Genomic DNA, 14,883 nt, shown 5'->3' on the forward strand with positions numbered 1-14,883 from the left:
CGAAATCAAACCATGCCGACGATTAGTGTTCACCGTACCGATCTGGAATCGCTCATCGAGGCTTCGAAGGGGCCGGGGGCATCCACGCGCAAACCGGAGGCGCGGGGGCGTGAACGGATCTCGACCGAACAGTTGGAGGAGCTGCTCCAGCTCGTCAAGGGCGAGTACAAGGGACAGGATTCGGACACGGGCGAGTGGCGGGTCGAGCTCCAGGACAGCAACCGTCCCGATCTCTGGTGCTGCGAAGGCATCGCCCGCCAAATTCGCATCAAGCGAGGCGGGAAACTCCTCTCGTACCCCTTCTTCTCCAAGAAGACCAAGGCCACGCAACGCATCCTGGTCGGTCCCGGCATCGAGCAGGTCCGTCCCTACGTCGCCGCCTGTTCGGCCAGCGGCTATGAGGTGACCGAGGCCGGCCTGGCTCAATTGATTCAAACGCAGGAAAAACTGGCCGATATGTTCGGGCGCAAGCGGCGCACGGTGTCGATCGGCATCTATCGCCTCGCGAAGATCCGATTCCCGGTCCATTACGAATTGGTCAAGCCGGACGAGACCCGCTTCACGCCGCTGGGCTTGGACACCCCTATGACGCTGGGGGAGATGCTGATGGTGCATCCGAAGGGCGTCGAGTATGGCGGGATTCTGGCCGGAGCGGAACGGCTGCCTCTGTTGCGGGACGAGGAGGGGCAGGCCTTGAGTTTTCCGCCGATCATCAACAGCCGGGAAATCGGAGAGGTGCAGGTCGGCGATCGGGACCTGTTCGTCGAGGTGACAGGCACGGACCTCCCCATGGTCGTCCTGGCGCTCAATATCTTTGCGGTGAATCTGGCTGACCGGGGCGCGCGGATTGACCCGGTGGAGGTGCGGTACGGCTACAAGACGCCGCTCGGCAAATCGGTCGTCACCCCTTGTGAGATCGGACAGGCGCGCGCCATTGCCCTCGACCAGATCGGCGCCGCGCTGGGTCAGGCCTTGAGCGGGCAGGAGATCCGGAAGGCGTTGGAGACCTACGGCTATGAGGTGGCTCTGAAGAAAACCCAGGTGGTCGTGAAGCTGCCGCCCTATCGGAACGACGTGATGCACCCGGTCGATGTGGTCGAGGATGTCGCGATCAGCCGGGGCTATGGAAGCTTTACGCCCGTGATGCCGCAGCAGTTTACCGTGGGAGGGCTGTCGCAGATCGAACAGCGATCCGATCGGGTCCGGGACCTCATGGTCGGGCTCGGGTACCAGGAGGTCATGTCGAATATCATGGCCTCCCGGCAGGAACTGGTGGACCGCATGCGTCTGGCCGGGACTCCTTGGGAGCGGGTCGTGGAGGTGGACAATGTGATGTCCCTCTCCTACGCCTGTCTCCGCCAGAGTTTGTTGCCGTCTCTGCTGCGGGTGGAGGCGGCCTCCAATCGGGCCTTCTATCCCCATCGACTGTTTGAGGTCGGCGAGTTGGCCAGGCCGGACGAGAGCCGTTCGATCGGCTCCCGGACGCTGACATCGCTGGGGGTGCTGGCGGCCCATCAGTCGGTTTCATTTTCGGAGGTGCACTCGGCGCTGGACCTGCTCCTGTACTATCTCGGGCTGGAGTATGAATTGAAACCGATCGCGCACCCCTCGTTCATGGACGGGCGCGTGGGCGAGATCGTGATCCGTGATCGAGGCATCGGTCTCATCGGCGAGTTCCACCCTGAAGTCTTGGAACAGTGGCAGATCGGCGTGCCTGCCGCGGGACTGGAACTTGATCTGACGGCCTTGGCGGAGGAGGAAGAGGAATAGGGCGCGACCGAGTCAACCGGCGGCAGAAACAAGGCAGGGGCGAAGATAGACAACGGCCCCGGGGCAAGGCTTTCTGAGCTTCGTCCCAGGGCCGTCTTTATTGTGTATGTCGTGATGGATCAGGCGGTCGCCACGTGCTGGCGCGCCAACGAGACCAGCTGCTCGAATCCGCCGGGGTCCTTGATGGCCAGTTCGGAGAGGGCTTTCCGGTCCAATAGCACCTTGGCCTTCTTCAGCGCGTTCATGAACCGGCTATAGGTCAAGCCGTGCTGGCGGGTGGCCGCGCTGATCCGCGCGACCCACAGTTGCCGGAAGTTCCGCTTGCGCTTCTTCCGCTCCCGGTAGGCATAGGTTTGGCCCTTATCGACCGATTCGGTGGCGGATCGAAAGAGCCGGCTCTTGGCGCCGTATTGGCCCTTCGCCAGTTTCAGCCGTTTTTTTCTTCGTTGTCGGGTTTTTGGCCCGCCTTTGACCCGTGGCATGGCGATGTGCTCCCTTCGTGTGATCTGTAGTCGTTCGCCGGAACGTCAATCGTGCGGCAGCAGCCTGGCGATCGTCCCGCTTTGGGTCGGAGAGACTTCGCTCTTCCCCTTCAGCCGGCGCTTTTGGCTGCGCGTCCGGCCGGTCAGCAGATGTCGCCTCCCGGCCGGCTTATGCAGGACGCGGCCTGACGCCGTCTTTTTGAACCGCTTGCTCGCTCCGCTGTGTGTCTTGAGTTTCTTGCCCGCCATGCTGTGTCCTCGTCTTTCCTGTGGCTTTCTCAGTTCTTCGGCGCCACCACCATGATGAGGCTCCGCCCTTCCATCCTGGGAGCGTACTCGATCGTGCCGCAATCGGTCAGATTGGCGATCACGCTCTGCATCACGTTGCGTCCCATTTCCTGATTCGCCATCTCGCGGCCTCGATAGTTCACGCTGACCTTGGTCTTGTTGCCCTCTTCGAGGAATCCCCGGATCTGGCGGATTTTGATTTCCAGATCGTGCTTGTCCGTTCTCGGGCGCAGCTTGATTTCCTTGACCTGCGTGGATTTCTGATGCCGCCGGCTTTGATGCTCCTTCTTGCTGAGCTCGTACTTGTACTTCCCATAGTCCATGATCCGGCACACGGGAGGCTGGGACATGGGCGCGACTTCGACCAGGTCATACCCCATCTCCTGAGCCTTCCGGTAGGCCTCAACCGTCGGGAGAATCCCCAGTTGCTCGCCCTCAGGGCCGATGACGCGGACTTCGCGGATTCGAATTTCCCGATTGACTCTCAGCTTCGGAACGATAAGCCACCTCTTTAGAACGTGGATGAATTAAGACCGGCCGAAGGGTTGTGTCATGTCCGCCCGCAACATGTCAAGCAGGGCCGGAACGGTCATGCTGCCCAAATCGGCCTTGTGACGCCCCCTCACGGAGATCGTGCCGCTCTGCACTTCGCGATCACCCACGACCAACATGTAGGGAATTTTGGACGTTTCCGCCTCGCGGATTTTGAGCCCGATCTTCTCGTTGCGCACATTCGCGTCGACCCGAAAGCCGGCTTCCGACAACTGCGCGCGCAGGGCCTCCGCATAGGCGTGCTGCTTCTCGGAGATCGGCAGGATCACGGCCTGGACCGGCGCCAGCCAGGTCGGGAAGGCTCCGGCATAGTGCTCAACCAGAATGCCGAAGAACCGTTCGATGGACCCCATCAGCGCCCGGTGAATCATGATCGGCTGGTGGGACTTCCCGTCCTCGCCGATGTAACTCAGATCGAAGCGCTCCGGATTATTGAAATCGACTTGAACGGTTGAACATTGCCAGGAACGGCCGAGCGCATCCTTGATCTTGATGTCGATCTTCGGTCCGTAAAAGGCGCCGCCGCCTTCGTCCCTCTCGTAGGCAATGCCCTGTTCCTTCAGGGCCGCTTCGAGCGAGCTGGTGGCCTGGGTCCATTTCTCATCGGACCCCACCGACTTCTCCGGGCGGGTCGAGAGAAAAATCTCGAACTCGGTGAAACCGAACGCGTTGAGAATGAAAAACGTGAAATTGAGGACCCGGCTCACTTCTTCCTGGATTTGATCGGGGCGGCAGAACAGATGCGCGTCGTCCTGGGTGAAGCCGCGGACGCGCAAGAGGCCGTGGAGCACCCCCGTGCGCTCGTACCGATACACCGTCCCCAGCTCGCCGTAGCGGATCGGCAGGTCCCGATAGCTCCTGAGATGGGACTTGTACACCATGATGTGGTACGGGCAGTTCATCGGCTTGAGCTGATATTCGCTGTTCTCCACCTTCATCGCGGCGAACATGTTCTCGCGGTAATAGTCGACGTGGCCGCTGGTTTTCCAGAGGTCGAGGCGGGCGACGTGGGGCGAGTAGACCAGTTGATAGCCCTGCTTCAGGTGCTGCTCCCTCCAGAAGTTTTCGATCAGCAGCCGGATGAGGGACCCCTTGGGATGCCAGAGGACCAGCCCTGGGCCGATCTCGTCCTGGATGGTGATGAGGTCCAGCTCCTTGCCGAGCTTGCGGTGGTCGCGCCGCTTGATTTCCTCCAACTTATGGAGATAGGCGTCGAGCTCGGCCTGGGTCGGAAACGACGTCCCGTAAATCCGCTGCAGCATGGGATTCCGCTCGTCGCCCCGCCAGTAGGCGCCGCCGGTGCTGAGCAGCTTGAAGGCGCCGACATGCCCGGTCGTCGGCAAGTGCGGTCCGCGGCAGAGATCGACGAACTCCCCCTGGCTGTAGAGCGAGATGGGTTGGCCGTCCTCGAACCCCTGGATCATCTCGACCTTGTACTGCTCGCCCCGCGAGCGAAAGAAGGAGACGGCCTCGTCCTTCGGCAGTTCGGTCCGCTTGACGGTCAGGCCGCGCGCGATGATCTCCTTCGCGCGGGCCTCGATCTTTTCCAGATCCTCCGGCGTAAAGGGCCGATCGAACGCAAAGTCGTAGTAAAACCCTTCGTCAAGCGCCGGGCCGATGGTCAATTGCGCGGTCGGAAACACTTCCTTGACCGCCTGCGCCATGATGTGGGTGCTGCTGTGCCGATAGACTTCCCGGCCGTCCGGCGAGTCGAACGTGAGCGGCTCGATGGCCGCGTCCTTCGTCAACCGCGCCGAGAGGTCCATCGGGCGCCCGTCCACCTTGGCTGCAAGGATGCTCTGATCCAGGCGCGCGCCGGCTTGGGCCAGCGCGTCCTGTACCGTGCAACCAGTCGGAACCTGTTGGCGAGACCCGTCTGGGAGGGTGATTGTGATCTGCACTGAACTCAAAACAAATGGCCTGGAAAAGAAGAAAGGCACCGGAACCGGCACCACCGGTTCGATGCCTCAGGTTACATGGTAGGCGCGGACGGTCTTGAACCGTCGACCTCTACCGTGTCAAGGTAGCGCTCTCCCCCTGAGCTACGCGCCTAGAATCCAAGCCGGAATGCTAATACATGGTCTTCTTGAGTGTCAAGAAACGGAGCTGGAAGGAGCCCGGACCTCTGGGACCTGCTTGCCAGCTCCGGTCTTGGACGATGGCGCTGCGGAGAGAGGCGCGTTACTTCACTGCGGCCTTCAGTTCCTTGCCGGCTGAAAACTTGGGCACTCGGGCGGCCGGGATCTTGAGCGGCTCGCCGGTGCGCGGGTTTCGGCCGGTTCTGGCCTTTCGCTTGCTCACGGAGAACGTGCCGAAATTCACCAGGCTGACGCGCTGACCCTTTTTCAGGGACGCGGATACCGCCGCGGTGAAGGCTTCGAGGGCCGTCCCGGCCGCCACCTTGGTGATGCCGGCCGACGCAGACATCTTCGCGATCAGTTCCTCTTTGGTCATCGCTGATTCCTCCCGTAACGCGCCACAAGGGTCGCCCCGTTTCGCTCAGAGGGGGCGCCCTCACGGGTTAATGGTGACATGAAACGCAGGCCACAGGCCTGAATCTACGAGGCGATGGTCTGAACCGCTTTAGTTCTGGAAACGGGAATGTGCAGGGCCGTGATTTTCTTTCGCAAGGTGTTGCGGTTCATCCCCAGCAATCGAGCGGCCTGAATTTGGTTGCCGTTGGTTTCTTTGAGCGCGCGGGTCAGCAGGGGCCGCTCGACGGCCGACATGAGAATCGGATAAAGATTCTTGGCGGATCCGTTCCGCATGCCCTTGACGAAATCTCCGACTTTGGATTCGATCAGTTCCTCCAGCGACAGCACGCGGCCATTGGGTTTCTGGCCGTTGCGGGTTTCGGGCGATGCATGGAGAAAGCGAATGGCTTGCTGCAGGGACTGGCGCGATCCGGCGACCACGAGCGGCTTGTGCGAATCGACGATCGCTTTGAGCGGTCCCGGTTCGGCGAAAGCATTGGTCGTACATTCCACCAAGGCCACATCGAACCGTTTCTTGGGGATCAGCCGTGACAGCCCTCCGACTTCCTTCGCATGGGTGACCGTGGCGTCCTTGAACGTTTGTTTGACCTGCGCCTGCAAATCCGCATCAGAAGTCACGAGCAGAAGATTCAGGGGTACGGCACGAACCATGGTGTGGATTCCAGCAGGAGAAGAGGGCGGGATTATGTCCCAGGTCCAGCACGATGTCAATTCGGAATATCGCATTCGAAAAAAATCGGAGCCGATGCTGTTCGCGCGTGTTCGATCGCCGCAAATCAACAGAACAAGCGGGCGCGCAGCCATTTCAATAACTTGGAATTGGACGTATTTTCGACTCAATCGGCATCGACGATGAGAACAGCATGAAATGCAACGTGAAATGATGATGCATGGCGCCAATGTGCCGAATGGAACTCGCGAGACGACGTTCATTCTGTGAACCAAGTTGCAAACAGATAGATCGAATCGACCGATGGACTCGTCTCAAAGGTTGCAACCATGCTTCAAGCGGAAGCAGGTGGAGCTGTCAGAAGACCATCCATCTTCGATTCGCAAGTCGATCACATCAGCCGGTCGCTCCTCACCTGGTGCCAGCGTCTTGACAGCGCCCAGCGTGATACGCTAATCTCCCCATGCGAACCTTAATCTCTATCGGATATGTAGGATTTATAGATCTTCATGTTAAGTAAGCGAATCCATTATGCCATTTTGGTCGTCATCGACCTGGCACTTTATGGGGGGATCAGCCCGATTCAGGCGAGGACCATCGCGCGACGACAATCCATCCCGGCGAGGTTTCTCGAACATGTCCTGAATGCGATGAAGCGAGCCGGACTGATCGAGAGCGTGCGCGGGGCGCAAGGCGGCTATCTCTTGGTCAAGCAGCCGGCCGAACTCTCTCTGGCGCAGATCGTTGAAGCGGTCGAAGGGCCGATCATGGGACGGACGGCGGCGCGGGGTCCGGCGCACCTGCACCGGCCGACTCAGATCGACCTGCTTCTTCGGGTCGTCACGGAACGGCTTCGCCAGGCGGAAAACGACGTGCTCAACCGCATCACGCTCCAAGAACTGATCGATCGCTATCAAACCGCCCACCAGGCGGACAGCCAGATGTATCACATTTAACCGCGATCGACGGACGATCGCGGCGGACGCGCGCCTGCTTGTCACGGCGCCGAGAGGGACGACGATGACCACAGCCACCATACAACGGGTGCCGGTGCAGACGGCCCCCATCCCCCAGAACATTCTCGAAGAGATTGAAGCGTTCGAAATCGAGGCGCAACGGGTTCTGTCGGGTGAACTGTCCGGCGATCTCTTCAAACCCTTCCGCCTCCAGCACGGCATTTACGGGCAGCGGCAACCCGGCGTCCAGATGTTTCGGATCAAAATTCCCTTCGGAGGGCTGACCGGCAACCAACTGCGCCGGATCGCCGAGCTGGCCGACTTGTATACGACGGGGGTCGGCCATGTCACGACGCGGCAGGACATTCAACTGCATTACGCCGAACTCAAACATGTGGGCACGATGATGCGAGGCCTGGCCGAAGTCGGTCTCACGACCAGGGAAGCCTGCGCCAACACGGTCCGCAACGTCACGGCCTGCCACCTGGCCGGAGTCTGCGCCGGAGAGGTGTTCGACGTCACGCCCTATGCGAAGACGGTCGCGTTGCATTTGTTGCGTAACCCGCTGAACCAGAGCCTGCCCCGGAAGTTCAAGATCGCCTTTTCCGGTTGCGCGCACGACTGCGCCCTTACCCCGATTCACGACATCGGGTTGCTCGCCGCCCGCCGCCCCAACGGCGAGATCGGCTTTCGGATGGTGGTTGGCGGAGGACTCGGCTCGACGCCGCGCCTCGCGCAGGTCCTGCGTGACTTCGTCCCGATGCCCGAACTGATTCCCACGATCGAAGCCGTGATCAAGGTCTTCGACCAACTCGGCAACCGGAAAAACCGCCATAAGGCGAGGATGAAGTTCGTCATCGACAAGCTGGGCTTCGAGGAGTTCAAGCGGCGCTGGGAAGAGGCCTATGTTTCGATGGGGCACGGCGTTCCCCGCACCGAACCCCTCCGCTTGCTGGACCATTGGGATGAGCCGGGTCCGCTGATCATGCCGTCGAAGAACGGCGGGCAGGGCGGCGGCCATGGCAACGGCCATGTGCCGGGCATGCATCTCACGGAGGTCGAAGTTTATGATCGATGGAGACGCACCAACGTCTTGGCTCAGAAGCAGGCTGGCTATGCGGCCGTGTTCATCAAGCTGCCGATGGGGGACGCCACCGTCGATCAAATGTACGTCCTGGCTGATGCCGCCGAGCAGTTCGCGAACGGCAATCTGCGGACCACGATCAGTCAGAATCTCATTATCCGCTGGGTGCCCGAATCGAAACTCCCCGCGCTCTACGACCTGCTCGCCGCCCATGGCTTGGCCGAGCCGGGTGCGGAACTCGTGGAGGACATCGTGGCCTGCCCGGGCACGGACACCTGCGGCCTCGGCATCACCTCGTCGAAGGGCTTGGCCAGAGCCCTGGCCGAAGTGTTCCCTGCCGGCTCTGTCCTGGACGATCTCAAGGGCACCAGCATCAAGATCAGCGGCTGCCACAATTCCTGCGCGCAGCACCACATTGCCACGATCGGGCTGCACGGAGTCGGCAAGCGCATCGGAGACCACACGGCTCCCCATTACGAACTCCACGTCGGCGGCGGGGTGAACGGCATGGCGCGTATCGGGCAACTGGTTGTCAAACTGCCGGCGAAGAACGTGCCGGCGGCGGTCTCGCACCTGGTCGAGGTGTTCCGTCGGGACCGCCAGGGAGAGGAAACGCTCCCGGCCTTTGTCGCCCGGGTCGGCAAATCCAAGCTGAAGGATGAATTGATTCCCCACACGATCCTCCCGTCGTTTGAAGAGGACCCGACCTACTACTACGACTGGGAGGGGGAGAAGGAATTTGTCCTGGAAGACTTGGGACCAGGGGAATGCGCCGGCGGCGCTCTGGAATTGATCGACAACCAGATGTTGGAGGCCGAGCAGGAGTTTTATCAGGCGAAGTTGCTGTTGGAAAAACATCAATATGCGGTGGCGGTCAACAAGGCCTATCGAGCCATCATCGCCTGCGCCAAGGCCCTGTTGGTCACGGAAGGGGTCGAGCCGGCAACCGATGCCGACACGTTCCGCGAGTTCGAAACCAGGCTGGCCAGCAAAGGCGTGATTCCCTCCGCCTACCGGAACTTGCAGGAGCGTTGCGGAGACCTCGGTCCGAAGGACGCCGGCGCCGAGTTCGCGCTGGCGCGGCTGGACTTTGCTAAGGGGTTCATCGAGGCCTGCCGCAACGCCACCGAAGGGATTGGGAAGGACCTGAAGCTGAAAGCGGCCGTGTCGGCGCCGTCTCCGATCCAGGACGCACCAGAAGCGGTGGGGAACGGGGCGTCGGCGCAGGAGCCCTCTGCGGCGCCGGTCTATGATCTCCGCGGCGTTGCCTGTCCGATGAACTATGTCAAGACCAAGCTCAAGCTGGAAATGATGGAGGCCGGCGAGCGGCTTGAAGTCTGGTTGGATGCCGGCGAGCCGATCCGGAATGTGCCGATGAGCCTGCGCAACGACGGCCATAAGGTCTTGTCGGAACAGCCCCTCGATCCAACCGCGGCACACTTCAAGATCCTGGTTGAGAAGGTGGAGACATGATGGGTCATGGTCATCAGTCAGTGGTCGCTCGGTGAGAGTGGACGCCCGGTTTGTTTTACTATTGACCGGTGACCATTGACGATTGACGCGAACGGGGCCGATGCCAGTCGAAATGGCGTGAAGCAGGCAGAGGCGAGCGATGACAGAGACAGTCAGACCATCGGAGAGCGAGCTGAAGGATCTGAGCGACTCGTTCGAGTCGAGACAGCCGTGGGAGGTGCTGGCCGAGGTGCTGCCGCGCTACGCGCCACGGATCGTCCTGGCCTGTAGCTTCGGGGTGGAAGACGTCGCCTTGATCGACATGATCCACCGGATCGACCCGGCTACGCCGCTGTTTTACCTGGATACGGATTTTCTGTTTCCGGAGACCCACGAGGTACGGGACCGCGTGATCGAGCGGTACGGGCTCAAGTCCGAGCAGGTCATCCGGATGAGGCCGCTGTTGACGCCCGAGGCCCAAGCCCGTCAATACGGCGAAGCCCTGTGGGATCAGGGACCGGAGGGGGCCGACCGCTGCTGCGGCCTGCGCAAAATCGAGCCGCTGACGCGCGTGCTGAAAGATTATCGGGCCTGGATCACCGGCATTCGGCGGGACCAGGCTCCAACACGGGCCGGGGCCGGCATCATCGAGTGGGATCGGAAATTCGAGTTGGTCAAGGTGAACCCGCTGGCCCGGTGGACCAGCGACGAGGTGTGGACCTACGTCCGTCTGCACGACGTGCCCTACAATGTCCTTCACGACCGGAATTATCCCAGCATCGGCTGCACCCATTGCACCGCTCCGGTGGGCAACGGGGAGGATCCGCGCTCCGGCCGGTGGAGACATCTCGGCAAGACCGAGTGCGGGCTCCACAAGTAATCCATCATCATCCTGAGGGATCGTCAGATGACTAACAGTCAGAGGGTCGTCCTGTGAAAAAACTTGCCGTGCTCATCACCAGCGGGGCCTACAACCGGTTGCTGCAAGCTCTGGAGTTCGCGGGGGTTGCCACGCAGCATGGGGTGCAGGTCAGTGTGCTCTTCCGAGATGAAGCGGTCTCCCGCATGACCAAGGATAAAGTCCGCGACATCCCGTTTTCGGACGCCTATCGCGGACGCGAAACGCGGGTGAAGAATCTGTTGAAAGAGCAACAGCGGCACGATCTGGCGGCGCTGATGCGGGAGATGAAGGAACGAGGAGACGTGAAGATGTCGATCTGCCGGGATTCGTTGGCCTACTTCGACATCACCGTGGATCAAATCATCGCGGAGATCGACGAAGTGCAGGGTCTGGATGTCTTTTGGAAAGAGGAGGTCGGCACGGCCGACCAAGTGGTGGCGTTTTAATGCAGGCGTTCATCGCCAAAGTGGGCAAGGGGGCCAAGACCGCCAAGGATTTGACCTGGGATGAGGCCAAACAGGCGATGGGTCTCCTGATCGAGGGATCGGCCACGCCGGCCCAGGCCGGCGCCTTCTTGATGGCCATGCGAATGAAAGGGGAATCGGTGGGGGAATTGGCCGCTTTTACCGCGGTGGCGCGCCAATATGTTTTGCCGCTGTCCGGCCTCTCCGGGCTCAAGATGGTGGACGTGCCCTGTTATGCGGGCAAGCGAGACACCTTCTACGCGGTCGTCGGCGCGGCCATCATCGCGGCTGCGGCCGGAGCATCCGTGCTGATGCATGGGTGGGAAGGGACGCCGGAGCGGCCCGGACCCTGGTCTGTGCTGGGACGTTTGGGCATTTCCACCGACCTTGGACCGGCGGAGGTGAGCGAGACTTTGGCAAGCAAGGGGTTCGCCTATCTGGACATGGCGATTTACCATCCGCCGTTGGCGCGGTTTCTTGATTTGCGCCGGGAGCTGGGACTGCGGAATTTTTTTCATCCGGTGGCGCGGCTGATCAATCCGGCGCGGGCCCGTTGCCAGTTGATCGGCATGGCCCATCCGCCCTATTGCGATAAGACGGTGGAAGCCTTGAATATGTTGGGCGCGCCGCATGCGTTGGTCATGCGAGGGGTGGAGGGAGAGCCGGAACTGTCGATCGCGTCCCTGACCCGGTTCGTCGAGTTGCGCGACGGCAGACTCATTCCCACCACGCTCCATCCGAAGGATGTCGGTTTGCCGCTGGGCACGAGCCGCGACATGGCCGGCTTTGCCCCGTCGCTGCGGGACCAGGAGGCCGCGCTGCTCGTGAAAATTCTCCAGGGCGAAGTGAAGGGTGGTCCTCGGGATTGGGTGGTGCTCAACGCTGCCATGCTGCTCTACGCAAGCGGCGTGACGCCGTCGATGGTCGCGGGGGTGCCGCTGGCGAACCAGACGATCGATCGCGGAGCGGCCCGCGACAAACTGCGGCTGTTGGCGCAAATGGGTACAGCCTCGGCCGCCTCGCGATTGCGCGCGAGCTAGAGATCCAGCAAGAGATAAAGGACCAGAGCGATGAAACATCTCCGGCAATTGGAAGATCAGAGCGTCTTTATTCTCCGCGAGGCCTACAAGCATTTCGACAACCTGGCCATGCTCTGGTCGATGGGGAAGGATTCGACGGTGCTGTTGTGGCTCGCGCGCAAGGCCTTTTTCGGGCACGTGCCGTTTCCCCTGCTCCATGTGGATACGAGTTACAAGATCCCGGCCATGATCGAATACCGCGACCGGTTGGCCCGCGAATGGCGGCTCAACCTGGTTGTGGGACAGAATAAGGAAGCCTTGGCGGCCGGCATGAACCATACATTGGGGCGGCAGGTCTGCTGCACGGCCTTGAAAACCAACGGGCTGAAGCAGCTTATCGAGAAGCATGGCTACACGGGAATCATTCTTGGTGTTCGGGCTGACGAGGAGGCCACCAGGGCCAAGGAACGGTACTTTTCTCCCCGCGACAAGCACGGCGAATGGGACTTCCGTGAGCAGCCGCCCGAACTCTGGGACCAGTTCAAGACCTCCTTTCCGGCCGGGACACACATTCGCATCCATCCGCTGCTGGATTGGACCGAGATCAATATCTGGGAATACATCAAGCTGGAGAACATCCCCTTCATCGACCTCTATCTGGATAAGGGGGAGGGCATCCGCTATCGCAGCCTGGGCTGCGCCCCCTGCACGTTCCCGATCAAATCTACCGCCAAGACCGTCGATGACATCATCGACGAGTTGCGATGCACCAAGACAGCGGAGCGGGCGGGCCGTGCACAGGACGAAGGGCGGGGGATGGAGATGTTGCGCAAAGACGGATACATGTGAGCCGATTATGACTACCGCGACCGATACTCACGTTTCTCAGGCCCATTTGAATATCGTCATCGTCGGCCACGTGGACCATGGCAAATCGACCTTGGTCGGCCGCCTCTACGCCGATACCGGCTCGCTGCCGGACGGCAAGTTGGAAAAGGTGCAGGCGATCTGCCGCCAGCAGGGCAAGGAATTCGAGTATGCCTTTCTTTTCGATGCCTTTCTGGAGGAACAGGAACAGGGAATCACGATCGACACGGCCCGCACGTTCTTCTCGTGGAAGAACCGGCAGTACATCATCATCGACGCCCCGGGCCACAAGGAGTTTCTCAAGAACATGGTGTCGGGCGCCGCACGGGCGGAAGCGGCTCTGCTGCTGATCGATGCCCATGAGGGCGTCAAGGAGCAGTCCAAGAAGCACGGCTATCTCCTGTCCCTGCTCGGCGTGAAACAGGTGGCGGTGGTCGTGAACAAGATGGACCTGGCTGACTACAGCCAGGATACCTTCGCCCGCATCGAACAGGAGTACAGCGAGTTTCTGGCGCAACTAAGAGTGAAGCCGCAGCGGTTCATCCCCGTCAGCGCCAAGCTGGGCGACAATATCGCGCAGCCGAGCGCGCACATGCCCTGGTACAGCGGCCCGACCGTGCTTCAAACGCTGGAGTCGTTCACCAAAGAGACCGCCCGCGAGCAGCAGCCGCTCCGGTTTCCGGTGCAGGACGTCTACAAGTTCGACGCCCGGCGCATCCTGGCCGGCCGCATTGCCAGCGGCGTGCTCAAGGTCGGCGACCGGCTCTTGTTCTCTCCCTCCAACAAGTCCGCGGTGGTGCGGACGGTGGAGGCCTTCAATGTCGATCCCGTTCCGACAGAAGCGCGCGCCGGCCAATCCACCGGCATCACACTGGATGAGCAGATCTTCGTCGAGCGGGGCGAGATGGCGTCCCATCAGGAAACCGTGCCTCAGGTCTCGACGCTGATCCGATGTAATCTGTTCTGGATGGGACGGAGGCCGCTGGAGATCGGGCGGAAGTATCTCCTGCGTCTGGCCACGCGGGAGGTGGACTGCGAGGTCGCGACCATCCACCGTATCATCGACACGCAGGATCTGGATGCCAAACAGATCCACACCTCGGTCGGCCGGAACGAAGTCGCCGAGCTGACCATCCGGACCAAATCACCGATCGCGTTCGATCGTTACTCGGATTCCGATGTCACCGGACGGTTCGTGCTCGTGGACCAGTATGACGTGTCCGGCGGCGGCATCATCACCGAGGGGCTCCAGGACGACCAGACCCAGCTCCGCGAGGAGGCTCGGCGGCGTGATATCGCCTGGGTCAAGGGGGACGTGAGCCCGGACGAGCGGGCCTCGCTGTTCGGGCACCGGGCGGCGATGGTCCTGATCACCGGAGGGGCGCATGCCGGCAAATCCTTCCTGGCCCGCCGGTTGGAAGTCCGCCTGATCGCCGAGGGACGGCACGCCTATTTGCTGGACGGGCAGAATCTCCGGCACGGGCTCGACAGCGACGTGCGGGACGAAGATGTGAAGGAAAAGGAATTGGTCCGGCGGTTCGGCGAAGTGGCCCGGCTGTTCACGGATGCCGGCCTGATCGTGATTTCGACGACCAACACCTTCAGCCGGGCCGACCATCAGGATGTCCGGACCTTGGTCCAGCCGACGCCGGTGATCACCGTGCACCTGTCCAATCAACCGGAGGAGCCGCCGCCGGGCACCGATGTGTCGTTTGCCGGTCCTAAGGATTTTGAGGCTATCGCCAAGCAGATCATCGCCGAGCTGAAGGACCGAGGAATTCTCTCCCATCAGGGGGGAGGAACGCCCTCTCCGCAGTATTCCATTTGATGTTCGGCGGCGGTCGACGTGAATAGGCGCCGTCCCGCCGGCGGGGCTCGGGTGG

Annotated in this window: 14 protein-coding genes and 1 tRNA gene; 8 read left to right on the forward strand and 7 right to left on the reverse strand. The window is 61.3% G+C overall.

The annotated features are described in order from the left end of the window. Positions 1–12: 12 nt before the first annotated feature. A complete protein-coding gene (gene pheT / locus QWI75_RS02915) occupies positions 13–1,770 on the forward strand; it encodes a phenylalanine--tRNA ligase subunit beta (RefSeq protein WP_289267188.1) in 1,758 nt (585 codons plus the stop codon). A gap of 119 nt (positions 1,771–1,889) precedes the next feature. Here the strand turns inward: pheT and rplT are convergent, their stop codons facing one another. The 7 genes from rplT to QWI75_RS02950 form a co-directional block, all read right to left on the reverse strand. Beyond that, positions 1,890–2,252 (reverse strand): 50S ribosomal protein L20, encoded by a 363-nt coding sequence (rplT, locus tag QWI75_RS02920; RefSeq protein ID WP_289267189.1) that lies wholly within the window; start codon positions 2,250–2,252, stop codon positions 1,890–1,892. A gap of 45 nt (positions 2,253–2,297) precedes the next feature. After that, complete coding sequence (rpmI, locus tag QWI75_RS02925) at positions 2,298–2,501, reverse strand: 50S ribosomal protein L35 (protein WP_289267190.1); 204 nt, start codon at positions 2,499–2,501, stop codon at positions 2,298–2,300. Positions 2,502–2,530: 29 nt separating this feature from the next. Further along, positions 2,531–3,064, reverse strand: a complete 534-nt coding sequence (infC, locus tag QWI75_RS02930; RefSeq protein ID WP_306417601.1) for a translation initiation factor IF-3 — start codon at positions 3,062–3,064, stop codon at positions 2,531–2,533. Between the two features lie 3 nt (positions 3,065–3,067). Continuing rightward, positions 3,068–4,993, reverse strand: a complete 1,926-nt coding sequence (gene thrS, locus QWI75_RS02935) for a threonine--tRNA ligase (protein WP_289267191.1) — start codon at positions 4,991–4,993, stop codon at positions 3,068–3,070. A 76-nt stretch (positions 4,994–5,069) separates the two neighbouring features. Continuing rightward, positions 5,070–5,144: transfer RNA gene (locus QWI75_RS02940), tRNA-Val, on the reverse strand. A 129-nt stretch (positions 5,145–5,273) separates the two neighbouring features. After that, positions 5,274–5,546 carry an HU family DNA-binding protein gene (locus QWI75_RS02945; protein WP_289267192.1) on the reverse strand — a complete coding sequence of 91 codons (273 nt, stop codon included), beginning with the start codon at positions 5,544–5,546 and terminating at the stop codon, positions 5,274–5,276. A gap of 104 nt (positions 5,547–5,650) precedes the next feature. Beyond that, the gene (locus QWI75_RS02950; protein ID WP_289267193.1) at positions 5,651–6,238 is read right to left on the reverse strand and encodes a helix-turn-helix domain-containing protein; all 588 of its coding nucleotides are present in this window, start codon (positions 6,236–6,238) and stop codon (positions 5,651–5,653) included. 528 nt (positions 6,239–6,766) lie between these two features. Between QWI75_RS02950 and QWI75_RS02955 the strand changes: the two genes are divergently transcribed. The 7 genes from QWI75_RS02955 (at position 6,767) to QWI75_RS02985 (ending at position 14,828) form a co-directional block, all read left to right on the forward strand. Further along, entirely contained in the window at positions 6,767–7,213 is a 447-nt protein-coding gene (locus tag QWI75_RS02955) for an RrF2 family transcriptional regulator (protein WP_289267194.1), read from the forward strand. A 64-nt stretch (positions 7,214–7,277) separates the two neighbouring features. Continuing rightward, positions 7,278–9,770: a ferredoxin-like domain-containing protein gene (locus QWI75_RS02960; protein ID WP_289267195.1), complete on the forward strand. Its 2,493-nt coding sequence runs from the start codon at positions 7,278–7,280 to the stop codon at positions 9,768–9,770. Positions 9,771–9,909: 139 nt separating this feature from the next. Next, positions 9,910–10,629 carry a phosphoadenylyl-sulfate reductase gene (locus tag QWI75_RS02965; RefSeq protein ID WP_289267196.1) on the forward strand — a complete coding sequence of 240 codons (720 nt, stop codon included), beginning with the start codon at positions 9,910–9,912 and terminating at the stop codon, positions 10,627–10,629. 53 nt (positions 10,630–10,682) lie between these two features. Continuing rightward, positions 10,683–11,096, forward strand: coding sequence for a DsrE family protein (locus tag QWI75_RS02970; RefSeq protein WP_289267197.1), 414 nt, complete (start codon positions 10,683–10,685; stop codon positions 11,094–11,096). Beyond that, complete coding sequence (locus QWI75_RS02975; RefSeq protein ID WP_289267198.1) at positions 11,096–12,154, forward strand: anthranilate phosphoribosyltransferase; 1,059 nt, start codon at positions 11,096–11,098, stop codon at positions 12,152–12,154. Before QWI75_RS02970 ends, QWI75_RS02975 begins: the two co-directional genes overlap by 1 nt. Before the next feature lie 30 nt (positions 12,155–12,184). Further along, positions 12,185–12,982 (forward strand): sulfate adenylyltransferase subunit CysD, encoded by a 798-nt coding sequence (gene cysD / locus QWI75_RS02980; protein ID WP_289267199.1) that lies wholly within the window; start codon positions 12,185–12,187, stop codon positions 12,980–12,982. A 7-nt stretch (positions 12,983–12,989) separates the two neighbouring features. Then, positions 12,990–14,828 (forward strand): GTP-binding protein, encoded by a 1,839-nt coding sequence (locus tag QWI75_RS02985; RefSeq protein ID WP_289267200.1) that lies wholly within the window; start codon positions 12,990–12,992, stop codon positions 14,826–14,828. Positions 14,829–14,883: the final 55 nt, after the last annotated feature.

It is taken from the genome of Nitrospira tepida (assembly GCF_947241125.1).
Classification (GTDB): Bacteria; Nitrospirota; Nitrospiria; order Nitrospirales; family Nitrospiraceae; genus Nitrospira_G; species Nitrospira_G tepida.